The sequence below is a fragment of the Sphingomonas sp. Marseille-Q8236 genome, assembly GCF_965112005.1.
Genome location: NZ_CBCOPO010000001.1, coordinates 1,894,884 through 1,919,198, shown reverse-complemented (window position 1 = coordinate 1,919,198; position 24,315 = coordinate 1,894,884). Strand labels below are relative to the sequence as shown.

Sequence of the window (24,315 nt, the reverse complement as noted above, 5' to 3'; positions counted from 1 at the left end):
AGGGTCTTGCCCTCCTCCGCTTCCGTTTTACTTCTTCCGCTTGAAGTCCACCGCGACGACGTTGCTGCCGTCCTCGACCGGCTTGGCGACCGGCTCGTCATTCTCGGCCGAATCATGCGGATCGGGATCGCCCTGGGGGTCGTCGGCGACATGGAAGCCCAGCTCGAACTGCACTTCCGGGTCATGGAAGCGGGTGATCGCCGAATAGGGAATCACCAGCTTCGACGGCACCTGGTTGAAGCTGAGGCCGACCGAGAAGCGATTCTCGTCCACCGTCAGGTCCCAGAAGCGATTCTGGAGGACGATGGTCATTTCGTCCGGGAATCGCTCGACCAGCCGCTGCGGGATGTCGACACCCGGCGCCTGGGTCTTGAAAGTGATGTAGAAATGGTGGGTGCCGGGCAGATGCCCCGTCTCCGCCACCGGGCCGAGTACACGCCCCACCACGGCGCGCAGGGCCTCCTGCACGATGTCGTCATAGGGGATGAGGCTGTCGGGCAATCCTTCGGTCATGTCCCTTGGACTAGCGGCCTTTGATCGCGGGTCAAGATTGCATGGGACGGATAGGTGTTTAAGGGAGGGGCCATGCGCACCGCCTCCGTCCACCGCGCCACCGCGGAAACCGTCATCGACGTCACCGTCAATCTCGACGGCACCGGCGTCTATCAGAACGCCACCGGCATCGGGTTTCTCGACCATATGCTCGACCAGCTGTCGCGGCATTCGCTGATCGACCTGTCGGTCAAGGTCGAGGGCGACCTGCATATCGACGGGCATCACACGACCGAGGACAGCGCGCTGGCGATCGGACAGGCCTTTGCCAAGGCGCTGGGCGACAAGCGCGGCATCTATCGGTACGGCGAGGCGCTGTCGCCGATGGACGAGGTGCTGACCCGCACCGCGCTCGACATTTCGGGCCGCCCCTGGCTGGTGTGGAAGGTGCCGTTCACCAACCCGATGCTGGGCACGCTCCAGACCGAGATGATCGAGCACTGGTTCCACAGCTTCGCGCAGGAGGCGGGCATCACGCTCCACGTCGAGCTGCTGCACGGCCACAACAACCATCACATCGCCGAGAGCGTCTTCAAGGGCCTGGCCCGTGCGCTGCGGATGGCAGTCGAGATCGACCCGCGCAAGGCCGACGCCATCCCCTCGACCAAGGGCATGTTGTGACGCTGGCGCTGATCGACATCGAGTCGGGCAATCTCCACTCGGTCGACAATGCCCTGCGCGCGGCGGGGGCGAGCGATGTCGTCATCACCGCCGACCCGGATGTGATCGCCAAGGCTGACCGGATCGTGTTGCCGGGCGTCGGCGCGTTCGGGGCGTGCGCGGCGAATCTGCGCGCCGTCGACGGGCTGGAAGAGGCGCTGCGCGAGGCCGCCCTCAACCGTGCCCGCCCGTTCCTGGGCATTTGCGTGGGCATGCAGCTGCTCGCCGACACGGGCGAGGAGATGGGCGAGCATCGCGGGCTTGGCTGGATTCCCGGCCGGGTCGCGCGACTCACCCCCTCCGACCCGGCGGCGAAGGTCCCGCATATGGGCTGGAACGATGTCCGCCCGACGCGCGACCACCCGCTGATCGTGCCGGGCGAGGCCTATTTCCTCCACAGTTTTGCCTTTACCGGCGAGCATGTGCTGGCGACCACCGACCATGACGGCCCCGTCGCCGCCGCGATCGGCCGCGACACGGTGGTCGGCGTCCAGTTCCATCCCGAGAAGAGCCAGCGTTACGGCCTCTCGCTTCTCACCCGTTTCCTGGAGTGGCATCCTTGAGCCTGATCGTTTTCCCCGCCATCGATCTGAAGGGCGGCCAGGTCGTCCGTCTGGCCGAGGGCGACATGGACCGCGCGACCGTCTATGGCGACGATCCCACCCATCAAGCGATGCTGTTCGCCGAGGCGGGCGCGCAGCATCTGCACGTCGTCGACCTGGACGGCGCGTTCGCGGGCGAGTCGGTCAATGGCGAGGCGGTGCAGGCGATCGTCAAAGCCTTTCCCGGGCACGTCCAGTTGGGCGGCGGCATCCGTAACCCCGCGAATGTCGAGCGCTGGTTCGACCTAGGCGTCTCGCGCGTGGTGATCGGCACCGCAGCGCTCGACAATCCCGATTTCGTGCGCGACATGGCGAAAGCCTATCCCGGCGGGATCGTCGTCGCGGTCGATGCCAAGGACGGCATGGTCGCGACTCGCGGCTGGGCGGACGTGTCGGACGTGTCGGTCGAGGATCTGGCGCGGCGGTTCGAGGATGCGGGCGTCGCCGCGCTGCTCTTTACCGACGTGGGCCGCGACGGATTGCTCAAGGGCTGCAATGTACCCGCGACCGTCGACCTCGCCCGCGCGGTGCGGATTCCGGTGATCGCCAGCGGCGGTGTCGCGGGGATCGGCGACATTCACATGCTGGCGCTTCATCATCAGGACGGGGTCGAGGGCGTGATCACCGGCCGCGCGCTCTATGACGGGCGGCTCGACCTGGCGGCGGCGCTGTCGGTGGCGGCCGCCGCATGACCGTCCGGGCGCGCGTCATCCCCTGCCTCGACGTCGCTAATGGGCGCGTGGTCAAGGGCGTCAACTTCGTCGACCTGATCGATGCGGGCGATCCCGTCGAGCAGGCACGCGCCTATGACGCGGCCGGGGCGGACGAGCTGTGCTTCCTCGACATCACCGCCAGCCACGAGGCGCGCGGGACCATCCTGGACGTGGTGCGGCGGACGGCGGCGGTGTGCTTCATGCCGTTGACCGTCGGCGGCGGCGTTCGCACGGCAGAGGATGCGCGGGCGCTGCTGCTGGCAGGCGCAGACAAGGTGGCCGTCAATTCCGCCGCGGTCAGCCGCCCGGAAGTCGTCTCCGACATCGCCGAGCGATTCGGCAGCCAGTGCTGCGTCGCCAGCGTCGATGCGCGGCGGACGGCGGATGGCTGGGAGGTGTTCACCCATGGCGGGCGGCGCGCGACCGGCATCGATGCGGTGGAGCACGCGCTGCGGCTGGCGGAACTGGGCGCAGGCGAGTTGCTGGTCACCTCGATGGACCGAGACGGGACGCGAGGTGGCTACGACCTCGACCTGATCCGCACCATCGCCGACCGGACCAGCGTGCCGGTCGTGGCGTCGGGCGGCGTCGGCGGGCTGGACGATCTGGTCGCGGGCGTGCGCGACGGCCATGCCTCGGCAGTGCTGGCGGCGTCGATCTTCCACTTCGGCGATGCCTCGATCGCGGATGCCCACCGGGCGCTGGCGGCAGCGGGGGTGCCGGTTCGGGCGCATTGAGGTTCGCGCGACGACGCGGAGGGTTTGGTTTCCGGGCGGTCGGCTTGGCGCCCCTTCGACCGATCCCATCTCCCGTTCGTGCTGAGCGAAGTCGAAGCGCACGCCCTGCCCTTTACCGCGTCGGATTCCTGTGGCCTTCGACTTCGCTCAGGCTGAACGGAGGTGGGGTTGTGGCGCCATCGCTTTCGATCGGGAGACCTTCCAGCATTCGAACCGCGGGCCAGCGCCCGCCCCAAATCGAAATCCTCCGCGCCTCCGCGCCTCCGCGCGAACCAAAAAACCTTCGCGGCTTCGCGTGGAAATCTCCCCCCGATGACCGCCGCCGAGCAGGCTGCTAAACATCCCCCATGCCACTCGTCATCATGACCTCGGCCAATGGCCATAGCGGCGTCGTCCGCCCGCGCAGCCATCCCGAGTTGTCGGACATCGCGCTGTTCGTCTTCGCGATCAGCGCGATCTGGTTTTTGCGGCGTGCGCTGCGTCGCCGGAACCGCAAGGATTGACGCCGCCCGCCGCCTGCGCCACCCACCGCCCATGGACATGCTCGACCGCCTCGAAGCCACGATCCGCGCGCGCCGGGACGAAGGCGACGCCGCCACCTCCTATGCCGCCAGCCTGTTCGCCAAGGGCCGCCCGAAGATCGCGCAGAAACTTGGGGAGGAAGCGGTGGAAACCGTCATCGCCGCCATGGCACAGCCCGACAAGCTCGTGTCCGAAGCCGCTGACCTGATGTTCCACCTGATCGTTCTGCTGACCGAGGCAGGCCATTCGCTGGACGATGTCCGTGCCGAGCTGGCGCGCCGGGAAGGCGTGTCGGGGCATGACGAAAAGGCCGCCCGCCTTCCTTGATGGGCCTCGCTGATCCCACGGAGAGTTTCGATGCCGATCGACGCCACCCTTCCCTATGACGACCAGAATATCTTCGCGAAGATCCTGCGCGACGAAATTCCTTCGCGCCGGGTCTATGAAGACGAGTGGGCGGTTGCTTTTCACGACATCGCGCCGCACGCCCCGACCCATATCCTGGTGATCCCACGCGGCCCCTATGTGTCGTGGGACGATTTCTCGGACCGTGCGAGCGAGGCGGAGATTGCGGGCTTTGTCCGCGCGGTGGGCCATGTCGCGCGCGAAGCGGGCGCGGTCGAACCCGGCTATCGCCTGCTCGCCAATATCGGCACCGATGCGGGGCAGGAAGTGGCGCACCTACATGTGCATATCCTGGCGGGCAGGCCGTTGGGCCCGATGCTCGCGCGCTGATAGCCGGGCCCGGTTCCGGCGGAAGGCTTCTCCCTTCGGCGCATTCCACGCGTCTTTGGGATTGCACGTAATAAAATTGCAGCTAACCTTCCTAATCATTCACCGAACGCCGGGCGTGTCCCATGTCGGGGCCGCCCTTCCCTTGGGGGGATTGGACATTCATGATTTTCGGGCGCGTTAAGCCTCTGGACGCCATATTGGCGACCGCCGAGAAGAAGGGGCTGCAACGATCGCTAGGCGCGTTCCAGCTTACCATGCTGGGTATCGGCGCCGTTATCGGCACGGGCATCTTCGTTCTCACCTCCGAAGCCGCGCAAAAGGCGGGGCCGGGGATGATGCTGTCGTTCGTGCTGGCGGGTTTCGTCTGCGCGGTGGCGGCGCTCTGCTATTCCGAGCTGGCCTCGATGGTCCCGGTCGCGGGGTCGGCCTATACCTATACCTATGCGGTCATGGGCGAATTGCTCGCCTGGATGGTCGGTTGGGCGTTGATCCTCGAATATGCGGTCGGCGCGTCGGCCGTTGCGGTCGGCTGGTCGGGCTATGTCGTCGGGCAGCTGCGCAACCTGCTGGGCATCGACATACCGATGGAGTGGGTCAACGGCCCCTCCTCGGGCGGTTATATCAACCTCCCCGCCGTCATCATCTCGCTGCTGGTCACCTGGCTGCTCGTCATCGGCACGACCGAGAGCGCGCGCGTCAACGCGATCCTCGTCGCGATCAAGGTCGCCGCGCTGACCCTGTTCATCGCATTGTCGGTGCCGGTCATGAACGGTGCGCATTTCGAACCCTTCATGCCCACGGGTCTGACCGGCGTGGCGGGGGCGGCCGCGTCGATCTTCTTCGCCTATGTCGGCTTCGACGCGGTGTCGACCGCCGCCGAGGAAACCAAGAATCCGCAGCGCAACGTCCCGATCGGCCTGATCGCGTCGCTGCTGTTCTGTACCGTCTTCTATCTGCTGGTCTCCGCCGGCGCGATCGGCTCGCCTTTGGGTGCGCAGCCGGTGCGCGATGCGGCGGGCACGGTGCTGTCGCCGGGCACGTCCGAACTGGCCGCGCAGTGCAAGGCGATCGTCGCGAGCGGCGTGGCCGAGCCGCTGTCCTGCTCGCGCGAGGCGCTGGCGCATGTCCTGCGTACCATCGGGTGGGAAAAGATCGGCAACCTGATCGGTCTCGCCGCCACGCTGGCGCTGCCCTCGGTCGTTCTCATGATGATGTTCGGCCAGACCCGCGTGTTCTTCACCATGGCGCGCGACGGCCTGCTGCCCGAAAAGCTGGCCTCGGTGCATCCGCGCTATCGCACGCCGCACGTCGTGACGATCGTGACGGGCATCGCCGCGACCCTGGCCTCGGCCTTCCTGCCGGTCGGCAAGCTGGCGGACTATTCCAATTCGGGCACGCTGTTCGCCTTCTTCATGGTGGCGCTGTCGGTGATGGTGCTGCGCAAGACCGATCCGACCCGCAAGCGGCCGTTCCGCACGCCCGCCGTGTTCATCGTCGCGCCCGCCGCGATGATCGGTTGCGCGTATCTGTACTTCTCGCTGCCGCTGGTCGCCATCCTGGTCCTGCCGGGTTGGGGCGCGGTGGGTCTGGCGATCTACTTCCTCTACAGCCGCAAGCGCAGCCATGTCGGGCGCGGCATCGTGGATGTGGTCGAGGATCCGGCGATGCAGCCGGAAATCGCCCGGCCGATCAATCGCTGATCGGCTGACGCGAGACACGAAAAAGGCCCGGAGGAGCGATCCTCCGGGCCTTTTCATTTGGCCTTTGCCATCGAGCCTTACAGGCTGGCGGCCAGTGCCTTCAGGTCGACCTGCGGACGCGCGCCGAAATGGCTGATGATCTCGGCGGCACAGGCCGCACCCAGCGTCAGCGAAGCCTTCAGGTCCTGACCATGCGTCTGACCATAGAGGAAGCCCGAGGCGAAAAGATCGCCCGCGCCGGTCGTGTCGACCACCTTGTCGACCGGATGGGCGGGCACCGTCACCCGCTCATCCCCACGCACCGCCAGTGCGCCCTTCTCGGCGAGCGTGACGACCAGCGTCCCGACCTTGTCCTTCAACGCGGCGATCGCCGCCTCGACATCCGCCGTCTCGGTCAGCGCGACGATTTCGGTTTCGTTGGCGAAGATCACGTCGATCAGGCCACCGTCGATCAGCGCATGGAAATCGGCGCGGTGACGGTCGATCACGAATTCGGCCGAGGCTGTGAAGGCGATCTTGCGCCCCGCCTCACGCGCCACATCGATCGCGGCGCGCATCGCGGCACGCGGCTCTTCGGGATCCCAAAGATAGCCTTCGATATAGAGATAGGCGGCATCGGCGATCAGCGTGCGGTCGAGCGCATCGGCGGGCAGATAATGCGACGCACCCAGGAAGGTGTTCATCGTCCGCTGCCCGTCGGGGCTGACGAAGATCATGCAGCGGCCCGTCGTCGGCTGCCCGGCGCGTTCCGGCGTGTCGTAGCGGACGCCCGCCGCGCGGATGTCGTGCGCGAAGACCTCGCCCAGCTGGTCGTCGGCGACCTGGCCGATGAACGCGGTCTTGCCGCCAAGCGCCGCGATCCCCGCCAGCGTGTTCGCCGCCGAACCGCCCGAAATCTCACGACCCGGACCCATTTTGGCATAAAGCGCATCGGCCTCTTCGGGCGAGAAGACGAGCTGCATCGCGCCCTTGGTCATGCCGTTCTCGGCAATGAAATCATCCTCGGCCGAAGCGAGAATGTCGACGATGGCATTGCCGATCGCCACCACGTCATAAGTGGGGTTGGTCAAGAAACAGACTCCGGGAAATCAGATGGATGCCGCCGCCCTAGTCAGCGGGCCATGGCGACGCAAGAGAGGCCCCACCCCCTTCTACCGCATTGACTTGCAGGGCTGCGTCACGCCATCCCCGGTCCATGATCCGTGCCTTTTTCCTGTCGCTGGCCCAGTTGGGCGATCCGGCGGTCCGCCGGGTGCTGATCCGGTCGCTGGCGGTCACCTTCGCGCTGTTCGCGGCGGCGGGCGTGGCGCTGTGGTGGGGCGTCCGCGCGGCCCTGACCGGATGGCTGGGCGCGCAGGCCGGCGGCTGGTCGGCGGCGCTCACCCTGGTGATCGAAATGCTGGCGCTCTGGCTCGCCTTTCGCGCGGTCGCAATCGGGGTGGTCGGTATCTTCGCCGACGACATCGTCGCGGCGGTGGAGGCCAGGCATTACCCACAGGCGCTGGCCGGCGCACGGCCCATGCCGCTGACGCGGGGCGTGGCGATGGGGCTGGGATCGGCGCTTCGCGTGATCGCGATCAACCTGTTGCTCCTGCCGGTCTACATCGTCCTGCTGGCGACCGGCGTGGGTACCGCTGTGGCCTTTCTGCTCGTCAATGCCTGGCTGCTGTCGCGCGACCTGGGGGACATGGTCGCGGCGCGGCACATGGACGGCCCCGCCATGCGTCGCTGGCGCAAGGCGACCGGACCCGCCCGCTTCCTGTTGGGGCTTGCCGCCGCCGCCCTGTTCGTGGTTCCGGGACTGAACCTGCTGGCCCCCGTCCTCGGGGCGAGCATGGCGACCCATTTCTTCCATATGAGACGACAGGCATGACCCGCCATTTCGCGTTGCCGCTGCTGAGCCTGATCCTGTTGGCGGGCTGTACCGTCTCCCAAAACGCGGCACCGGTCCGTGGCGGCGGCATGGCCCCGGTCGCGGTGCCCTATACCAGTGTCGGGCTCGAGCGTGTGATCGGGCAGGACGCCGCCGGGCTGGTCAAGCTGTTCGGCAATGCCGATGCCGATGTCCGCGAGGGCGCCGCACGCAAATTGCAGTTTCAGGGGAGCTTCTGCGTCCTCGACGCCTATCTCTATCCGAAGGACGGGGCCGAGCCGCGGGTCACCTATCTGGACGCGCGCGAGCCCGATGGCAGTTCGATCGACCGTGCCAGCTGCGTCGCGGCGCTGACCCGGCGCGACGGCGGGCGCTGATACGGCCCCGGCATCGCCATTTACCCTGCTGCGCGGCAACCATGTCGCCATTTATTACAACTGATATAGTTAACGAAAATTCGTCATTTGAAATTGTTCCAAGCAATTGCGGAAATTTGATGCACTGCGGGAACAAATTTACAGATCGACGCGTATGCGCTATCGGGACGTAGAACACCACCGCGTCTTGGCGGTAGTTCGCCATGGGAGATTACGTATGATGAAGTTCCTGTCTGCTGTTGCCGCCACCGCTCTGGTCGCTGCTCCGGTCGCTGCTGCTCCGACGAACCCGGCTGCCAGCCTGTCGGTTTCGAAGTCGGTCCGCGCGTCGGCTCCGACCGCCAAGAGCAACAAGCTGGCCGGCGGCGGCATCCTGGCCGCGATCATCGCCGCTGGCGTCGTTGCCATCGGTGTCGTCGCGATCGTCAAGGACGACGACGCGGACAGCAACTGATTTTCGCGGGCGGGGGAAACTCCGCCCCGATGATTGCCGCATGACGAACCATGTGGGGGAAGGGAGCCGATTTCGGCTCCCTTTTCTTTTGCACGACGCCTTATCAGGCGCCCCATTCCGGACCGTCGGGATCGGGATAGAAACCGTCGTCCGACGCCGGGGCTTCCGGCGCTGGCCGCTCGCGCTCGGGCGGCAGGACGGGTGCGCCACCGCCGAAGCGGATGCGAATATAAGCGACCGAGCCCTTCAGCCCCTGATAGATCGCCGCCACCTCTTCGCCGCGCCGTATCCGCGCACCGACCAGGGGGGCGCGCTCGGCCGACAGATACCCCAATTGCACGTCGCGCTGGCTGAAGACCGCCACCGCATGGGGATCGTGCCGGTTGCGCGGTTCGGGCCGCAGGGTCACCGGCTCGCCGATCGCGGAGGCCATCGCCTCGAAACGCCGATTGCTTCGTGCCTTGTCCTCATTGGGAAAGTCGATCCCGACCACTGCCAGCGTCATTTCATCCATGCATCCTAGCTGGTGAGCCCATGCCCGTCCGTCCAGAGCCCTAACATTCCGGTGCGATCCGGCTATGGTGCAATCATCCTGTCCCATTCGGAGTGCCCATGTCCGTTGCCGCCCTGGCGATGCTGCTCGCCGCCCAATCCCCCGCCAACCCGCCCGTCGTCGCGCCCATACTTGCCAGCGCCGATGCGCGCGATGTGCACAGCTTCGCCCGGCCGCTAGAGGCGCGGGTCACCCATATCTCGCTCGACCTCTATGCCGATTTCGACACGCATGTGGTGCGCGGGATCGCGACCCTGTCGGTCGATGCCAAGGCCGATGCCAAGCAACTGGTGGTCGATGACAACGGCCTGCGGATCGTCGCCGTCACCGATGCACAGAACCGCCCCCTGCCCTACACCATCGGCCAGGGGGATGCGGTGCATGGTGCGCCGCTGACCATCACGCTGAACGGCCAGCGAACCGTGCGGATCGCCTATGCCTCCGCGCCGGGGGCCAAGGCGCTGCAATGGCTGTCGCCCGAACAGACGGCAGGCAAGAAGCATCCCTATCTGTTCAGCCAGGGCGAGGCGATCCTCAACCGCAGTTGGATCCCGACACAGGATTCGCCCGGCATCCGCCAGACCTGGGACGCCACCGTCAACGCGCCGTGTGACCTGACCGTGGTAATGAGTGGCGCACGTGTCGCCAAGTCGCCCTGCGAGAATGGCCGCCACACCGCCAGCTATCGCATGGACAAGCCGGTCGCCCCCTATCTGATCGCATTGGCGATCGGGGACCTGCAGTTCCGCCCGCTGAGCCGCAACACCGGCATCTGGACCGAGCCCGCGATGCTCGACAAATCGGCATGGGAATTTGCCGGGCTCGACAAATTCGTGACCGCTGCCGAGGGGCTGTACGGCCCCTATCGCTGGGGTCGGTACGACGTACTGGTCCTGCCGCCCAGCTTTCCGTTCGGCGGGATGGAAAACCCGATGCTGACCTTTGCCACGCCGACCGTGCTGGCGGGCGACCGCAGCCTGGTCAGCCTGATCGCGCACGAACTGGCGCATAGCTGGTCGGGCAATCTGGTCACCAACGCGACCTGGGATGATTTCTGGCTGAACGAAGGCTTCACCAGCTATTTCGAGAACCGGATCATGGAGTCGATGTACGGCAAGCGCCGTGCCGACATGGAGGCCGACCTGGCATGGACCGACATGCAGAATGCGGTGAAGGAAGCGGGTGGGGCCCAGTCCGCCGACACCAAGCTGCATCTCGACCTAGATGCGAAACGCGATCCCGACGACGGCATGACCCAGATCGCCTATGACAAGGGTGCGACCTTCCTACGTACGATCGAGTCCGTCGTCGGTCGGGCACGCTGGGATGCGTATCTGCGCCGCTATTTCGACCGCCATGCCTTCCAGCCGCAGACGAGCGCAGGTTTCCTCGCCGACCTGAAGGCGAATTTGCTCAAGCCCGACGAGGCAGACAAGATCGGCGTCGACCAATGGGTCTATCAGCCGGGCATTCCCGCCAACGCCGTCCACATCCGCTCCGACGCCTTCCCCGCGATCGATGCGGCGGCCAAGGCGTTCGCGGCGGGCGGCCCGGTGTCGGCCGTCCCTGGCAAGGTCACGACGCAGGAATATGTCCGCTTCCTCGACCAACTGCCGCGTCAGCTTTCCGCCGAACGGCTGGCCGCGCTCGACGGGCGGTTTCACTGGAACGACACAGGCAATAGCGAAATCCGTTTCGCCTGGCTTCGCCTCGCGCTCGCCAACCGCTACCCGCCAGCCGAAGCGTCGGCCGAGCAGTTCCTGACTTCGCAGGGGCGCCGGAAATTCGTCGCGCCCTTGTTCCAGCAGCTTCAGGGGCAAGACGAATGGGGCAAGGCGCTGGCCAAGCGAATCTATGACAAAGCGCGTCCCGGTTATCATTCGGTAACCCAGGTGACGGTTGATCGTCTGCTTGGTCGATAGGACGAGCCTGATCGGCGGCGAAACGAGGAACCAATTAATCGTTTCGCCGCCGCGTTTTCAGGTCACCGCCGCCGAAACACCGTTCACCGGATATGGTTCCGGCAGTGCTTTTCAACGCGTTTAGCCCCGGTTAATCGACACTCACACCGACATTCCGACCGGGGGGTCCAGTGAAGTTCAAGGCATTTGCAGTGCGATTCGCGCTGATGGCATCGTGCGGCCTGATGATGGCCACCCCTGCTGCCGCGCAGTTCTGGCAGTGTGCACCCTATGCCCGCGAAATCTCGGGTATCGATCTTCACGGCAACGCCAACACCTGGTGGGGTCAGGCCGAAGGCCGCTATCAGCGCGGCCACACGCCGCAAGAGGGTTCGGTCCTAGCCTTCGACGCCACCCGCCGCATGCGCGTCGGCCATGTCGCGATGGTCAGCAAGGTCGTCAGCGACCGCGAAGTCCTGCTCACCCATGCCAATTGGTCGCGCCGCGGTGGTATCGAACGCGACGTCCGCGCGGTCGATGTCTCGCCCAACAACGACTGGTCGATGGTCAAGGTGTGGTACGGCCCCAATGGCGATCTCGGCACATCTGCCTATCCGACCAAGGGCTTCATCTATTCGGGCCACAAGAGCAACGTTGCCGAACTGCCCGCCACCCAGATCGCCTCGCGCACCGATGGCCGCGTCGCCGGCATCCTGACCTTCGCGGCGCCGATCCAGTAATTTTCGGATTTTGCCCGGCTCGGCGTAAACCGCCGTGGTGGAACACCCCACCTCTCCCGCGCGCAGCCCAACCTCCAAGACCCCGTTTCGCCCGAACATCGTCGAAGGCCAAGGAAAACCCTCACCGGCGTGAGGGATCAGCCATCACCCTGCCCGGAACGTCATCGCCACGCCGTTCATGCAATAGCGCTTGCCCGTCGGCTTGGGCCCGTCATCGAAGACATGGCCGAGATGCCCGCCACAGCGGCTGCAATGGACCTCGACCCGCTCCATCATCAGCGACCGATCGCTCCGCGTCGCCACCGCCCGCGGCAACGGCGCCCAGAAGCTCGGCCAGCCGGTACCGCTTTCGAACTTGGTCTTGGACGAGAATAGCGGCTGCGCGCATCCCTTGCATGCGAACACGCCGTTGCGATGCTCACCGTTGAGCGGGCTGGAATAAGGGCGCTCGGTGCCTTCCTGGCGTAAGACATTATAGGCCGCGGGGCCCAGCTTCTGCCGCCACGCCGCATCGCTCATCGCGACGGGAAAGCGCTCCGCCGCCGTCGCCTCGCGCCCGCAGGCGGACAGCCCCACGCCCAATGCGCCCAGCCCGACAAGCGACAGAAAAGCGCGGCGATCAGAAGACGATGCGATCATGGATCCAAGATAGGAATGCCGTGCGCAGGGGGAAAGGATGGACGCAAAATGATCCGACCGGGTCGCGCCCTTCCCCCCTAGCGGCGGCGCCCTCCCCAAGACGAGTCACGGGGAGGATCAGGGATCACGCCCCCTTGCGCCGCCAGAAGGGCCGCGTGCTGCCTGACTGCAGGACGCCCCGCCGGAACAGCCGTGCGCCCATCGTCACGAAGATCGCCACCCACAACGCCTGCCACGCCAGCGCCACCGCATGCGGCCAGAGCGAGTCGCTGGCCGCCGCCATCCCCGCCATGGCGAAGGGCGAGGATAGCGGAAACACCTCGGCGATCACTGCCAGCCAGCTATCCGGCTTGGACAGGCCGCTCAGCGTCAGGGTGAACATGCCCACCTGGACGATAGTGATGGGCAGCGACAGCATCTGGATTTCCCGCATGGTCGAGGCCTGCGCCCCGATCGTCAGGAACACCGAGCCGAGCAGCAGATAGGCCATGGTGAAATAGGTGACGAACAGGAGAGTAAACATCGGCAGGCCGACCGCCGGGGACAGTTCCCCCACCATGCCGCTGAAGGCCGGGGGCAGCACACTGGTCACCTGCCCCAGCACCGTGCCCCAGAAGCCGATGAACAACACCGCCACCCCGAACATGCCCAGCAGCTTGCCCAGGAACACCGCCTCCAGAGGAACGGCAGCGGCCAGCACCTCGATCACCTTGTTCGACCGTTCCTCGGCCATGGTGCCGACGACCTGTCCCGCCAGGAACAGGGTCAGGAAGAAGACGCCGAACACGGCGAGGAACGCCGTCTGGTTCTGCCCGCCCAGCGTCGCCCGCTGACGGGTGAAGGCGATCTTGGTCGGCTCGACCTTGGGCAGGTTGCCGCCGAGCCGCTCAGCCGAGAGCGCGCCGCTCGCCAGCACCGCCAGATAATCCGCCGCCCGTGCGCCACGCGCGCCATAGAGGATCGTCGGCCGGTCGAGCGGGCCGTAAAGCACCGCCGTCGCGTCAAACTCCTGGGCCTCGAACGCCTTGCGCGCCTGCGCGGCGGGATCGCCCGAGGGGCTGAGCGTCGCCAGCGCCGGCGGCTCCTCGTCGCGGCGGAAGATGGTGCGCGACCGGCGATCCGCCTCGACAAAGGCGCCCGCCACCGCGTCGGGGATGATCGCAACGATGCGGACGCGGTCGGCACCATGATCCGCCGCCTGCGCCGCGCCCATCGCGCCGATGGTGCTGAACGCCACCATGATCAGCGGGGCGAAGAGGAACAGCAGGAAAATAGGGGTGAAGACGGTCGCGATGAAGTCACGACGCGCGATCGTCATGGTCTGGCGGATCAGTCGACGCGTCGGGCTCATGCCGCCTTCTCCTCTACCGGCTCGCCGACGATGCGGACAAAGGCCTCATGCAGGCTGGGGCGTTCGATCGACAGGTTCATGATGCCCGCCCCCGCCGCGAGCAGCCCCCCAGGATCGGCTCGATCCCCTCTTCGGGCAGGATGAAGCGCCAATCCCCTCCCTCCCGTACCGCGTCGCCGGGCAACAGGGCGGGCGAAACCCGCTCAGGGTCGCGGGGGCGGTAGCGGACATGCGAGCGCAGCGTGCCGCGCGCATCGTCCACCGTCCCTTCGAAACGGCGCTGTCCCCCTGCGATAATGGCAAGGCGATCGCACAGTCGCTCGGCATGGGCCATGACATGGGTGGAGAACAGGATGGTCGCCCCCCGATCCCGCTCGCCCAGGATCAACGCCTCCAGCCGCTCCTGATTGACCGGGTCGAGCCCCGAAAAAGGCTCGTCCAGCACCAGCAGCCTGGGCCGGTGGACGACCGAGCCGAGCAACTGGACCAACTGCGCCATGCCCTTGGACAGCTTGCGGATCTTGGTGTCGGCGGCATGGCCCAGCCCGGCCTGGTCGAGCAGTTCGACCGCCCGCGTCCGCCCGGTCGCCCAGTCGAGCCCGCGCAATGCCCCCATGAAGGCGATCACCTCGCGCGCCTTCATCGCGGGATAAAGCCCGCGCTCTTCGGGCAGATAGCCGACTAGATCGCTGGCCTCGCGGGGGTGACGATGGCCCAGTAGCGTGCGCTGGCCCTCATCGGGTTCGATAATGCCGAGCAGCATTCGCAGCGTCGTCGTCTTACCCGCACCATTGGGACCCAGAACGCCGTAAACCGCACCGGTTGGAACCGCGATGTCGACGCCATCGACCACACGCCTGTCGCCAAATCGCTTGGCGAGGCCCGAGGCGGTGACCGCCCACTGATTATCCACGCAACTGTTCCTCCCAGAGTGGCTGTGGTAGCGGGCTGATGTGGCGCAAGACAAGCTCGAAACCCGGATCAAGGCGAAGGCGGCCGAACTGGGCTTTGCCGCGATCGGTATCACCCATGCGGATGCCGCACCCAGGACGGTCGAGCGGCTTCACCAATGGCTGGCCGAGGGGCGCCACGGGTCGATGATCTGGATGGCCGACCGCGCGCACCAGCGGCAAAGCCCCGCCAGCCTGTGGCCGGACGTGAAGAGCGTCATCTCGCTGGGGGTCAGCTATGCCCCGGCCCAGGATCCGATGCGGCTGGCCGATCACGGACGGATCGGGCGCATCTCGGTCTATGCGCAAGGGGCCGATTATCACGACGTGGTGAAACGCCAGTTGAAGGCGCTGGGCCGTTGGCTGGCGCAGGAGGCCGGGTGCGACCTGAAGGTCTTCGTCGACACCGCGCCGGTAATGGAAAAGCCGCTGGCCGAAGCCGCCGGGCTCGGCTGGCAGGGCAAGCACACCAATCTGGTCAGCCGCGAGCATGGAAGCTGGCTGTTCCTGGGCGCGATCTATACGACGCTGGCGCTGGAGCCCGACGCGGTGGCGCGCGACACGTGCGGACGGTGCGACGCGTGCCAGCGCGCCTGCCCGACCGACGCGTTTCCGGCACCCTATCAACTCGATGCGCGGCGGTGCATCTCCTACCTCACCATCGAACATGCCGGACCGATCCCGGAGGAATTCCGCGCCGCGATCGGCAACCGCATCTATGGCTGCGACGATTGTCTGGCGGTGTGTCCGTGGAACAAGTTCGCCGCGGCGGCGCAGGCCAATATGGCGTTCCACCCGCGCGCCGAACTGACCGCGCCGGAACTCGGGGACTTGTTGTCGCTGGACGATGCCGCGTTCCGGCAGGTGTTTTCCGGTTCGCCGATCAAGCGGATCGGCCGCAACCGGATGGTCCGCAATGCGGCGATCGCAGCGGGGAATAGCGGGGCGATGGAACTGGCGCCGGTGCTGGAGAGGTTGCGGGACGATCCCGATCCCGTCGTGGCGGAAGCGGCGGGCTGGGCCTTGCGACGGATCCAGGGGCACACCGGCTGACCCCGTCATTCCTGGGCGAGTTGGCCCCTTATCCACCAAAGGCCCCAGCCTTCGCTGGGGTCACGGCTCGGGAACCGCTCAATCCACCCAATCGAGCCCGATGTCCCGGTAGACGCCGCGATCCTCGTCCCAGCCGGGCTTGACCTTCACATGTAGATAGAGATGCACCTTGTGCCCTAGGATGCGCGCCAGTTCCTCGCGCGCCTTGGCACCGATCTCCTTGATCCGCACCCCGTTCTTGCCCAGCACGATGGCGCGCTGGGTGGGGCGTTCGACCAGGATCTGCTGGTGAATCTCGACCGATCCGTCCTCGCGTTCCTTATACGCCTCGGTCTCGACCGCGCTGGCATAGGGGAGTTCGGCGTGAAGTTGCAGATAGAGCTGCTCGCGCGTCACCTCGGCCGCCAGCGCGCGTTCGGTCGCGTCGGACACCTGATCCTCGGGATAGTGCCATGGCCCCTCGGGCATCAGCCGGGCGAAATGCGCCTTGAGTTCGGGCAGGCCATCGCCGGTCTGTGCGGAGACGAACCAGATTTCGTCGAACTTCACGACCTCGTTCAGCTTTTCGGCATGGCCCAGCAGCCGCGCCTTGTCGGCGATGTCGACCTTGTTGAGGATCAGATGCTTGGGCTCGGGCCGATGGGCGATCGCCTGAGCGATGGCGGTGACCTTCGGCCCTACTCCGCCCTTGCCGTCGACCACCAGCGCCAGGATGTCCGCACCCTCCGCGCCTTCCCAGGCGGCGGCGACCATCGCGCGGTCGAGCCGACGCTTGGGCTCGAAGATGCCGGGGGTGTCGACCAGCAGGATCTGCGCCTCCCCCTCGATCGCGACGCCCAGCAGCTTGGCGCGGGTCGTCTGCGCCTTGGGGCTGACGATGGCGACCTTCTGGCCGACCAGCGCGTTGACGAGAGTGGATTTGCCGGCATTGGGCGCGCCGACGACGGCGACAAGGCCGCAACGTTGTTCAGTCATCCCCCAGCGGTACAGGCGAAGCGCCCTGTCCGGCAAGGGAAAGCCCGCATGGAAGGAATGTAATACCCCCATCACGCGGCGGCCACGGTGCCAGCCCTAGGTTCGACGGCGGTATCAAGCAGGAGAGTTGGTATGAAATCCCTGATCATCGCCCTGTCCGCCGCCGCGCTGCTCACCGTCGCGGGACCGGCATCGGCCAAGGGTTGCCTGAAGGGGGCCGCGGTCGGCGCGGTCGGCGGCCATTTCGTCGGCAAGGGCCATGCCGTGCTGGGCGCGGCGGCGGGCTGCGCGATCGGCCATCACCGTGCAAAGGTCCAGGCCAGGAAGGAAGCGGCGGCGGCCAGGACGCGCTGATCGAAGGAGCGACCGGCCCGAACGGCAAGACTTCCCTCGGCCTTCGGCTTCGCTCAGGCTAGGCGAAGTCGAAGGCCAAGCCCCCGCCTGGCTACCCCTTCAACTTCGCCAGAAGGGCCTTCGCGGCCGCCGTCTCGGCCTCCTGTTTATTGGCCCCCGTCGCGCTCGCCTCGCCCGACCGGTTGATCCGCACCGTCACGGTGAAGCGCGGCGCGTGATGCGGGCCCGATCGGTCGGTGACCACATATTCGGGCGCCTTGCGGTTGTGCGCGGCAGCCCATTCTTGAAGCGCCGATTTGGGATGCTGCGGCGCTTTTCCCTGCGAATGCACCCGGTCGCCCCAGGCCTTGCGTACGAAGGCGCGCGCCGCCTCCAGTCCCGCCTCGCGATACCAGGCGCCGATCAGCGCCTCCATCACGTCGCCCAGCACATTGTCGCTGTCCGACGCGCCATCGTCGCGCGCCTGCTTGCCCAGCCGGAGATGATCGCGCACCCCCAGGTCACGCGCGACATCGGCACAGACCGCACCCGTCACCAGGGTGTTCAGTCGCCGCGAAAGCTGCCCCTCCGGCTCTTCGGGGAACTGCTCCCACAGCCATTCGGCCATGACGAGACCCAGCACCCGGTCGCCCAGAAATTCCAGCCGCTCGTAATTCTCCGCCGCCTGGCTGCCATGGGTCAGCGCGCGCTGAAAGGGGGCGGTATCGGCGGGTGCGCGGCCGAATATCCCGGCCAGCCAATCCTCAACCCCGCTCAAAATCCTTCTCCGATCCGGTTCCACCGTGCCGCCGTCACCCAGGTCCACGGCTTGATCCATTCCGCCGATCCGTCGGTCGAGAAGAAGGTCACCGCCGCGCGCCCCTCCAGCCGGTTCATCGGGATATAGCCCATGCCCATGGGGGGAGCGAAGCGGCTGTCCGCCGAGTCGTCCCGGTTGTCGCCCATCAGGAACACGTTGCCGGCGGGCACGGTATAGACGACCGTATCATCGCGATCGGGAAAGTCGCCCTGGTCGAGCACGTCATAGCTCTTGCCGTTGGGAAGCGTCTCGCGGAACCGCGCATAGCGGCACACCGCCTTTCCCTGCACGGTGTCGAGATGCGCCGGGCCGCATTGGTCCGGCCCGAAATTGGGGGTCAGCGGCAGGACGAAGTCGGCCACGCGCTGCTTGGGAACCGGGCGACCGTTCAGGATGACCTGGCCGTTCGTCACCTGGATCGTATCGCCGGGCAGGCCGATCACCCGCTTGATGACGTCATGATCGTCGGGCCCCGGCGAGCGGAACACCACCACATCGCCCCGCGCGGGATCGCGGCCCAGAATACGACCAGGCAACAGCGGCACGCCAAAGGGCAGCGACCAGCGCGAATAGCCGTAATCCCACTTGGTGACGAACAGATAGTCGCCGATCAACAGACGCGGCAGCATCGATTCCGATGGAATGACGAACGACGTCACGATGAAGCTGCGTAGGATGAAGACGAACAGCGCCAGCTTCAGGAAGAAGCGCAGCGTTTCCTTCGTCTCCGATTTCCGGGATGTGTCGGCCATGTCTGGCGGGTTCGCGCAACGGGCCCGCGTCGTCAAGCCGCTTCCCCCTTTCCACCTCCTAGACAGCGCGATAGGGGAACCGCCCCTCCCCTCATCGGTACATTCCTTCACGCATGACCGATTTCATCCTCAACCTGATCGCCTGGGGCGGCTATTTCGGCATCTTCCTGTTGATGGCGCTGGAAAATATCGTGCCGCCCATCCCGTCCGAGGTCATCATGGGCCTGGGCGGCATGGCGGTGGCGCGCGGCCAGATGGAGATGATCCCGCTGATCCTCTGGGGTACGGCGGGGACGACGGCGGGCAATTATGCCTGGTATGCGGTCGGCCGCTATATCGGTTACGAGCGATTCCGCCCGTTGATCGACCGGCATGGCCGGTGGCTGACCATGGAATGGCGCGATGTCGAGCGGCTGCATCTGTTCTTCGTGCGGCATGGCGGATGGGTGGTGTTCGTCTTCCGCTTCATGCCCGCCTTTCGCACGATGATCTCGCTGCCCGCGGGGATCACGCGGATGCCGCTGGGCAGGTTCCTGCTTTGGACCTTTGCGGGCAGCACGATCTGGAATGCCATCCTCGCTTATGCTGGGCTGTGGCTGGGCGCGAATTTCGAGGCGATCAATCGCTATGTCGGCCCGGCGGCCATTGCGATGACGGTGGCGATCGTCATCGGCTATCTCTGGCGGGTCGCGACCTGGAAGCCTTCCGGCCGGCCCTGACGGTCAAGCCCGTGGATGGGCGGTCCGGTAAACGTCCAGCAGATGCGCGGCATCGACCGCCGTGTAGATTTGGGTCGAGCTCAGGCTGGCATGACCGAGCAGTTCCTGAAGCTGCCGCAGATCGGCCCCGCGCCCCAGCAGATGCGTCGCGAAACTGTGCCGCAACGCGTGCGGCGTGGTACGCGCACCCAATCCGAGCCGGTCGCGCGCCGCCTGTACCGATCGGCGGATGATGGCGGGAGACAGCGGACCGCCCTTTGCCCCACGAAACAGGGGCTCCTCCGGTTCGAGCACGAACGGCACCTGCGCCGCATAACGATCGATCGCTTCACGCAATTCGGGCAGCAGCGGCACGATCCGCGTCTTGCCGCGCTTTCCGGTCACGCGGATCGTCTCGCCCAGCGGCAGGATGGCGGCGGGCAACGCCATGGCCTCCCCGATACGCAGCCCCGCGCCATAGAGCAGCAGCAGCACCGCCCAGTCGCGGGCGGCGATCCATGGCTCGGCGGCGTTGTCCGCCACGTCCTGGCTCAGGGCCATGATGTCGGCGGGTGCCTGCGGGCGGGGAATGCTCCGCTTGCGACGTGGGCCTTTCAGCGCGGGTGGCTCGACACCCGCCCAGTGGAGATAGGTCCGCACCGCCGACAATTCCCGCGCGGTCGAGGCGGCGGTCAACCCCTCCCCCCGGCGCGCAGCGAGATAGGCGCGCATATCGGCGGCGGTGATCGCGGCCAGCGCCTTCGTATCGACCGCCTGCCCCCAATGCCCGCTCAGAAAGGCCATGAATCGCTGCGCCGTCGTGACATACGCGCGCACCGTATGGTCGGACCGTCGCAGGTCCACGGTCAGATGGCGAAAATAATCGGCGATCGAGGCGGTCATGTCCCCGGTTCGATGACAGGCAAGGGCCCGGCGTCAACACCAAATCAATAAGGATTTCGGTGAAGCGGCCGTCATAAAGTCCATGATCGCGTCCATTTCCCCCACCGCCCCGATCCGCTTCGCCGCCCCGTCGAACATGCAGGGTAGCACGCCGACCGCCTCGATCTTCGACAAGCCGAGGACCCCGACGACCATCGCCATTTCGCGCGAGGCGGTGAAGGCGTTGGAGCAGGGCTATGTCGCGCCCGTCCAAGACCCGCTGACCTATGACAATCAGGTCAAGGCCCTGCTCGCCGCGCGACAGGACGTGGTCGCACGCGGCGGGGGCATCGAGCTTGGCGATACCGGCAATCCGCTGATCACCAATCCCTATACCTCCCCCTATGCCGCGGATGTCGCGCCGCTTTACGGAATGCTGAAGGGCGGATCGGATGCCGCCCAGACGCTGACCGCCGCGCTGACCAGCGTCCTTCCGCAGGCGGGCCAGCGCAGCGACACCACCTATGCGGCCGAATTCGCCCTGAAGCATATGAAGATGACTGCGATCGCCGACCATCTGATCGCCCCCGAGCATAAGGAGGAAGCCACCGCGATCCTCGGCCGGGTATTCGACATGCTGGCCGACGCCACCCCGATTCGGGCGGACCTTGCCGCATCCACCCTCTCTATCGCCCGCAGCGGCGAGGATGCGGACAAACGCGCCTCGCAGATCGTCGCGCTGGTGAACAAGGCTCTGGACGCCGGTCCTCAGAATCCGCTGACCGACCGGCAACGCTACGAACTGACCGAGATGACGGCATCGTGGCAGGACTTCCAACAGTTGCTGCCCCGTGACGCCGGCGTTCACGTCACGGCATAGACCCGTATAACGAAAAAAGGGCCGCTCCCGATAGGAAGCGGCCCCTTTGCCATCGCGTCATGCGGTCGGTCAGCGATCGAGGATCGCGTCGATTTCCGCCCCGACATCGTCCATCGCGGCCATGCCGTCGACCCGCGTCACGATGCCGCGCGCTTCATAGATCGGCAGGATTGGCGCGGTCTTGGCGCGATACTCGGCCATGCGGGTGCGCACCGTCTCGGCATTGTCATCGGGACGCCGCTTGAACTCGGTCGAGCCGCAGACATCGCAGACGCCCTCGACCTCGGTCGGCTTGAAGCTGTCATGATAGCCAGCCCCGCACGACGCGCAGGTGAAACGGCCGGTGATCCGCTCGACCAGCGCATCCTCGTCAACGGCCAGTTCGATCACATGATCCAGCGTCTTGCCACGTTCCGCCAGCAGCACGTCCAGCGCCTCGGCCTGCGCTCCGGTCCGGGGATAGCCGTCGAAGATCGCGCCGCTTTCCGCCTCGGCCCCATCCAGCCGCTCGCCGATCAACGCCGAGACGATCGCGTCCGACACCAGCTCGCCCGCATCCATCACCGCCTTGGCCTGGAGCCCGACGGGGGTGCCCGCCTTGACCGCCGCGCGCAGCATGTCGCCGGTCGACAATTGCACCATGCCGCGATTGGCCACCAGCCGCTGTGCCTGGGTCCCCTTGCCCGCGCCCGGCGGACCCAGCAGGATGATGTTCACGCCCACGTCACTCTCCCCTGTTTTCCCTGCATCCCACCGGCGCCGATTAGCGCAGGCGGCCGCCCTTCAGCTTCGCCTTCTTGATCAGATCGCCATATTGATGCGCGAGCAAGTGGCTTTGAATCTGCGTCACCGTGTCCATCGTCACGTTGACGACGATCAGCAGGCTGGTGCCGCCCAGATAGAAGGGGATCTGGAGCGCCGAAACGAGATATTCGGGCAGCAGGCAGATGATGGTCAGATAGGCCGCGCCGATCACCGTGATGCGGGTCAGCACATAATCGAGATAGGTCTCGGTGTTCTTGCCCGGACGGATGCCGGGAATGAAGCCGCCATAGCGCTTCAGATTGTCCGCCGTCTCCTCGGGGTTGAAGACGACCGCGGTGTAGAAGAACGAGAAGAAGATGATGCCCGCACCGTAGAGCAGCATATAGACCGGCGAACCGTGCTGTAGATACTGGTTGAGGCTGATGATAAAGTCGCCCCAGCGGCTCTCGCCCGCGACGCGCTGGCCCGCGAACTGCGAAATGGTCAGCGGCATCAGCAGCAGCGACGAGGCGAAGATCGGAGGGATCACGCCCGCGGTGTTGATCTTCAGCGGCAGGTGGCTGCGATCGGCCTGCATGCCCCGCTGGGTCGCGCGCTTCGGGTACTGGATCAGGATGCGGCGCTGGGCGCGCTCCATGAAGCAGATGAACAGGACGAGGACGACGACCGCGACGATGATGCCGATCAGGCGGACCGGATCGATGCTGCCGGTACGGCCGCCTTCGAGCAGGTTGACCAACGTCGTCGGCAGATGCGCGACGATGCCCGCCATGATGATCAGCGACACGCCGTTGCCGATACCGCGGCTGGTGATCTGCTCACCCAGCCACATCAGGAACATGGTACCGCCGATCAGCGAGATGACCGCCGCGATGCGGAAGGTCATGCCCGGCTCGATCACCGCCTGGATGCCCTGGCTGGCGCCCAGCGTCTCGAGGCCGACGGCGATGAAATAGCCCTGGATCGCGGTCAGCAGCACCGTGCCGTAGCGCGTATACTGGTTCAGCTTCTTGCGGCCGCTCTCGCCTTCCTTCTTGATGGCGGCAAGCTGCGGGCTCAGCGAGGTCGCGAGCTGCACAACGATCGACGCCGTGATGTACGGCATCACGCCCAGCGCGATCAGCGACATGCGGCTGAGCGAACCGCCCGAGAAGGTGTTGAAGAAATCGAGCACGCCGCCCGTGGTCTTCTGGCTCAGCAGGCCCAGCGCGGTCGGGTCGACGCCCGGCAACGGGACATAGCTGAGCAGGCGGAAGACGATCAGCGCGCCGATCGTGAACCACAGCCGCTTCTTGAGGTCGGTGGCCTTGGCGAATTTCGCCAGGCTTATGCTTTGCGCCATCTGGTCGGCTGCGGATGCCATAGCTGTTGCGTTATCCTGGAAACGAAAAACGGCGGGATGCGTTTTGAACCGCCCCGCCGCTCATATAGGCGCGAAGACGCGCTTGTCTAACCCGGACGAAAAATCCGCCGCTGCCGGTGTGGCTTTTCGGCCAGCCGACAGCGACGGACCTATCCGATTCAGGCCTTGGCGGCGAGCTTCGCGGCGCGGGTCTGACCCTTCTTCGCAGCGGCCTTCTCGGCGGCCGGCACGATGTGCGGCACGTCGACCGAACCACCGGCCTTTTCGACGGCTTCACGTGCCGAGGCCGACACGCCCTGCACAACGAACGACAGCTTGGCGGTCAGTTCGCCCTTGCCGAGCAGACGGACGCCGTCCTTGCCGCCACGGGCCAGGCCAGCGGCCTTCAGCGCGGCGTGATCGATCGTGCCGTCGGTGGCCAGCTTGCCCGAGTCGACCGCCTTCTGGATCGCGCCCAGGTTCACCTCGGCATAATCCTTGGCGAAGATGTTGTTGAAGCCGCGCTTCGGCAGACGCATGTGGAGCGGCATCTGACCGCCCTCGAAGCCCGCGATGGACACGCCCTCACGGCTCTTCTGGCCCTTGACGCCGCGACCGCCGGTCTTGCCCTTGCCCGAACCGATACCGCGACCGACGCGGATCTTGGACTTGCGGGCACCCTGGTTGTCGTAAAGTTCGTTCAGCTTCATGATATGCACTCGCTTTCGCTTGCTACGCGCGTGATGGAAAGCGTGG

Annotated in this window: 29 protein-coding genes and 1 pseudogene; 17 read left to right on the top strand and 13 right to left on the bottom strand. The window is 66.1% G+C overall.

Features of this window, described 5'->3' with window-relative positions; all coding sequences use genetic code 11:
* Nucleotides 1-27: 27 nt before the first annotated feature.
* Nucleotides 28-513, bottom strand: a complete 486-nt coding sequence (locus ACWPWT_RS09175; protein WP_261269238.1) for an SspB family protein — start codon at nt 511-513, stop codon at nt 28-30.
* Nucleotides 514-585: 72 nt separating this feature from the next.
* Between ACWPWT_RS09175 and hisB the strand changes: the two genes are divergently transcribed.
* The 8 genes from hisB (at nt 586) to ACWPWT_RS09135 (ending at nt 6,221) form a co-directional block, all read left to right on the top strand.
* Nucleotides 586-1,173 (top strand): imidazoleglycerol-phosphate dehydratase HisB, encoded by a 588-nt coding sequence (hisB, locus tag ACWPWT_RS09170; protein WP_309692922.1) that lies wholly within the window; start codon nt 586-588, stop codon nt 1,171-1,173.
* A complete protein-coding gene (gene hisH / locus ACWPWT_RS09165) occupies nt 1,170-1,775 on the top strand; it encodes an imidazole glycerol phosphate synthase subunit HisH (RefSeq protein WP_454279393.1) in 606 nt (201 codons plus the stop codon). Before hisB ends, hisH begins: the two co-directional genes overlap by 4 nt.
* The gene (hisA, locus tag ACWPWT_RS09160; RefSeq protein ID WP_454279392.1) at nt 1,772-2,506 is read left to right on the top strand and encodes a 1-(5-phosphoribosyl)-5-[(5-phosphoribosylamino)methylideneamino]imidazole-4-carboxamide isomerase; all 735 of its coding nucleotides are present in this window, start codon (nt 1,772-1,774) and stop codon (nt 2,504-2,506) included. The genes hisH and hisA overlap by 4 nt, the downstream gene beginning before the upstream one ends.
* The gene (gene hisF, locus ACWPWT_RS09155) at nt 2,503-3,264 is read left to right on the top strand and encodes an imidazole glycerol phosphate synthase subunit HisF (protein WP_175313885.1); all 762 of its coding nucleotides are present in this window, start codon (nt 2,503-2,505) and stop codon (nt 3,262-3,264) included. Before hisA ends, hisF begins: the two co-directional genes overlap by 4 nt.
* 347 nt (nt 3,265-3,611) lie before the next feature.
* Nucleotides 3,612-3,767 carry a hypothetical protein gene (locus ACWPWT_RS09150; RefSeq protein WP_454279391.1) on the top strand — a complete coding sequence of 52 codons (156 nt, stop codon included), beginning with the start codon at nt 3,612-3,614 and terminating at the stop codon, nt 3,765-3,767.
* A gap of 31 nt (nt 3,768-3,798) precedes the next feature.
* Complete coding sequence (locus ACWPWT_RS09145; RefSeq protein WP_454279390.1) at nt 3,799-4,113, top strand: phosphoribosyl-ATP diphosphatase; 315 nt, start codon at nt 3,799-3,801, stop codon at nt 4,111-4,113.
* A 30-nt stretch (nt 4,114-4,143) separates the two neighbouring features.
* Complete coding sequence (locus ACWPWT_RS09140) at nt 4,144-4,521, top strand: histidine triad nucleotide-binding protein (RefSeq protein WP_454279389.1); 378 nt, start codon at nt 4,144-4,146, stop codon at nt 4,519-4,521.
* A gap of 161 nt (nt 4,522-4,682) precedes the next feature.
* The gene (locus ACWPWT_RS09135) at nt 4,683-6,221 is read left to right on the top strand and encodes an amino acid permease (protein ID WP_261269245.1); all 1,539 of its coding nucleotides are present in this window, start codon (nt 4,683-4,685) and stop codon (nt 6,219-6,221) included.
* 77 nt (nt 6,222-6,298) lie between these two features.
* Here the strand turns inward: ACWPWT_RS09135 and ACWPWT_RS09130 are convergent, their stop codons facing one another.
* Nucleotides 6,299-7,291, bottom strand: a complete 993-nt coding sequence (locus ACWPWT_RS09130; RefSeq protein WP_261269246.1) for an adenosine kinase — start codon at nt 7,289-7,291, stop codon at nt 6,299-6,301.
* A 125-nt stretch (nt 7,292-7,416) separates the two neighbouring features.
* On the opposite strand from ACWPWT_RS09130, the gene ACWPWT_RS09125 reads away from it, so the two are divergent.
* From ACWPWT_RS09125 to ACWPWT_RS09115, 3 genes are all read left to right on the top strand, one after another.
* Complete coding sequence (locus ACWPWT_RS09125) at nt 7,417-8,094, top strand: EI24 domain-containing protein (RefSeq protein WP_261269247.1); 678 nt, start codon at nt 7,417-7,419, stop codon at nt 8,092-8,094.
* On the top strand, nt 8,091-8,471 hold the full coding sequence (locus ACWPWT_RS09120; RefSeq protein ID WP_261269248.1) for a hypothetical protein: 381 nt from the start codon (nt 8,091-8,093) through the stop codon (nt 8,469-8,471). Before ACWPWT_RS09125 ends, ACWPWT_RS09120 begins: the two co-directional genes overlap by 4 nt.
* A gap of 217 nt (nt 8,472-8,688) precedes the next feature.
* Nucleotides 8,689-8,925, top strand: a complete 237-nt coding sequence (locus ACWPWT_RS09115) for a hypothetical protein (protein ID WP_261269249.1) — start codon at nt 8,689-8,691, stop codon at nt 8,923-8,925.
* Nucleotides 8,926-9,028: 103 nt separating this feature from the next.
* On the opposite strand, the gene ACWPWT_RS09110 is transcribed toward ACWPWT_RS09115, so the two are convergent.
* Nucleotides 9,029-9,430 (bottom strand): HIRAN domain-containing protein, encoded by a 402-nt coding sequence (locus ACWPWT_RS09110; RefSeq protein ID WP_454279388.1) that lies wholly within the window; start codon nt 9,428-9,430, stop codon nt 9,029-9,031.
* 107 nt (nt 9,431-9,537) lie between these two features.
* On the opposite strand from ACWPWT_RS09110, the gene ACWPWT_RS09105 reads away from it, so the two are divergent.
* Together ACWPWT_RS09105 and ACWPWT_RS09100 are read left to right on the top strand one after the other, a co-directional pair.
* The gene (locus tag ACWPWT_RS09105; RefSeq protein WP_454279387.1) at nt 9,538-11,400 is read left to right on the top strand and encodes a M1 family metallopeptidase; all 1,863 of its coding nucleotides are present in this window, start codon (nt 9,538-9,540) and stop codon (nt 11,398-11,400) included.
* Between the two features lie 206 nt (nt 11,401-11,606).
* Nucleotides 11,607-12,119 (top strand): CHAP domain-containing protein, encoded by a 513-nt coding sequence (locus ACWPWT_RS09100; RefSeq protein WP_454279910.1) that lies wholly within the window; start codon nt 11,607-11,609, stop codon nt 12,117-12,119.
* A 144-nt stretch (nt 12,120-12,263) separates the two neighbouring features.
* On the opposite strand, the gene msrB is transcribed toward ACWPWT_RS09100, so the two are convergent.
* From msrB to ACWPWT_RS09085, 3 genes and pseudogenes are all read right to left on the bottom strand, one after another.
* Nucleotides 12,264-12,758: a peptide-methionine (R)-S-oxide reductase MsrB gene (gene msrB, locus ACWPWT_RS09095; protein WP_261269252.1), complete on the bottom strand. Its 495-nt coding sequence runs from the start codon at nt 12,756-12,758 to the stop codon at nt 12,264-12,266.
* A 124-nt stretch (nt 12,759-12,882) separates the two neighbouring features.
* Complete coding sequence (locus ACWPWT_RS09090) at nt 12,883-14,109, bottom strand: ABC transporter permease (protein ID WP_261269253.1); 1,227 nt, start codon at nt 14,107-14,109, stop codon at nt 12,883-12,885.
* Nucleotides 14,106-15,022, bottom strand: a pseudogene (locus ACWPWT_RS09085) (ABC transporter ATP-binding protein). The gene ACWPWT_RS09090 and the pseudogene ACWPWT_RS09085 overlap by 4 nt, the downstream one beginning before the upstream one ends.
* Nucleotides 15,023-15,062: 40 nt before the next feature.
* Here ACWPWT_RS09085 and queG point away from each other — a divergent pair.
* The gene (queG, locus tag ACWPWT_RS09080; protein WP_454279386.1) at nt 15,063-16,112 is read left to right on the top strand and encodes a tRNA epoxyqueuosine(34) reductase QueG; all 1,050 of its coding nucleotides are present in this window, start codon (nt 15,063-15,065) and stop codon (nt 16,110-16,112) included.
* Nucleotides 16,113-16,190: 78 nt separating this feature from the next.
* On the opposite strand, the gene era is transcribed toward queG, so the two are convergent.
* The gene (gene era, locus ACWPWT_RS09075) at nt 16,191-17,087 is read right to left on the bottom strand and encodes a GTPase Era (RefSeq protein ID WP_454279385.1); all 897 of its coding nucleotides are present in this window, start codon (nt 17,085-17,087) and stop codon (nt 16,191-16,193) included.
* A gap of 132 nt (nt 17,088-17,219) precedes the next feature.
* Here era and ACWPWT_RS09070 point away from each other — a divergent pair, with 132 nt between their 5' ends.
* The gene (locus tag ACWPWT_RS09070) at nt 17,220-17,441 is read left to right on the top strand and encodes a hypothetical protein (protein WP_454279384.1); all 222 of its coding nucleotides are present in this window, start codon (nt 17,220-17,222) and stop codon (nt 17,439-17,441) included.
* Nucleotides 17,442-17,532: 91 nt separating this feature from the next.
* Here ACWPWT_RS09070 and rnc read toward each other — a convergent pair whose 3' ends face one another.
* Nucleotides 17,533-18,258, bottom strand: coding sequence for a ribonuclease III (gene rnc, locus ACWPWT_RS09065; RefSeq protein WP_454279383.1), 726 nt, complete (start codon nt 18,256-18,258; stop codon nt 17,533-17,535).
* Nucleotides 18,195-18,992 carry a signal peptidase I gene (gene lepB / locus ACWPWT_RS09060; protein ID WP_454279382.1) on the bottom strand — a complete coding sequence of 266 codons (798 nt, stop codon included), beginning with the start codon at nt 18,990-18,992 and terminating at the stop codon, nt 18,195-18,197. Before lepB ends, rnc begins: the two co-directional genes overlap by 64 nt.
* Nucleotides 18,993-19,105: 113 nt before the next feature.
* Between lepB and ACWPWT_RS09055 the strand changes: the two genes are divergently transcribed.
* Nucleotides 19,106-19,711 carry a DedA family protein gene (locus ACWPWT_RS09055; protein WP_454279381.1) on the top strand — a complete coding sequence of 202 codons (606 nt, stop codon included), beginning with the start codon at nt 19,106-19,108 and terminating at the stop codon, nt 19,709-19,711.
* A 3-nt stretch (nt 19,712-19,714) separates the two neighbouring features.
* Here the strand turns inward: ACWPWT_RS09055 and ACWPWT_RS09050 are convergent, their stop codons facing one another.
* A complete protein-coding gene (locus ACWPWT_RS09050) occupies nt 19,715-20,593 on the bottom strand; it encodes a tyrosine recombinase XerC (protein WP_454279380.1) in 879 nt (292 codons plus the stop codon).
* 82 nt (nt 20,594-20,675) lie between these two features.
* On the opposite strand from ACWPWT_RS09050, the gene ACWPWT_RS09045 reads away from it, so the two are divergent.
* Nucleotides 20,676-21,452: a hypothetical protein gene (locus ACWPWT_RS09045; RefSeq protein WP_454279379.1), complete on the top strand. Its 777-nt coding sequence runs from the start codon at nt 20,676-20,678 to the stop codon at nt 21,450-21,452.
* A 69-nt stretch (nt 21,453-21,521) separates the two neighbouring features.
* Here ACWPWT_RS09045 and ACWPWT_RS09040 read toward each other — a convergent pair whose 3' ends face one another.
* The 3 genes from ACWPWT_RS09040 to rplO all read right to left on the bottom strand — a co-directional run bounded on the left by ACWPWT_RS09040 (nt 21,522) and on the right by rplO (nt 24,269).
* Nucleotides 21,522-22,169 carry an adenylate kinase gene (locus tag ACWPWT_RS09040; protein WP_454279909.1) on the bottom strand — a complete coding sequence of 216 codons (648 nt, stop codon included), beginning with the start codon at nt 22,167-22,169 and terminating at the stop codon, nt 21,522-21,524.
* A 46-nt stretch (nt 22,170-22,215) separates the two neighbouring features.
* Nucleotides 22,216-23,580: a preprotein translocase subunit SecY gene (gene secY, locus ACWPWT_RS09035; RefSeq protein ID WP_454279378.1), complete on the bottom strand. Its 1,365-nt coding sequence runs from the start codon at nt 23,578-23,580 to the stop codon at nt 22,216-22,218.
* Nucleotides 23,581-23,738: 158 nt separating this feature from the next.
* Entirely contained in the window at nt 23,739-24,269 is a 531-nt protein-coding gene (rplO, locus tag ACWPWT_RS09030; protein ID WP_261269262.1) for a 50S ribosomal protein L15, read from the bottom strand.
* Nucleotides 24,270-24,315 lie beyond the last annotated feature (46 nt).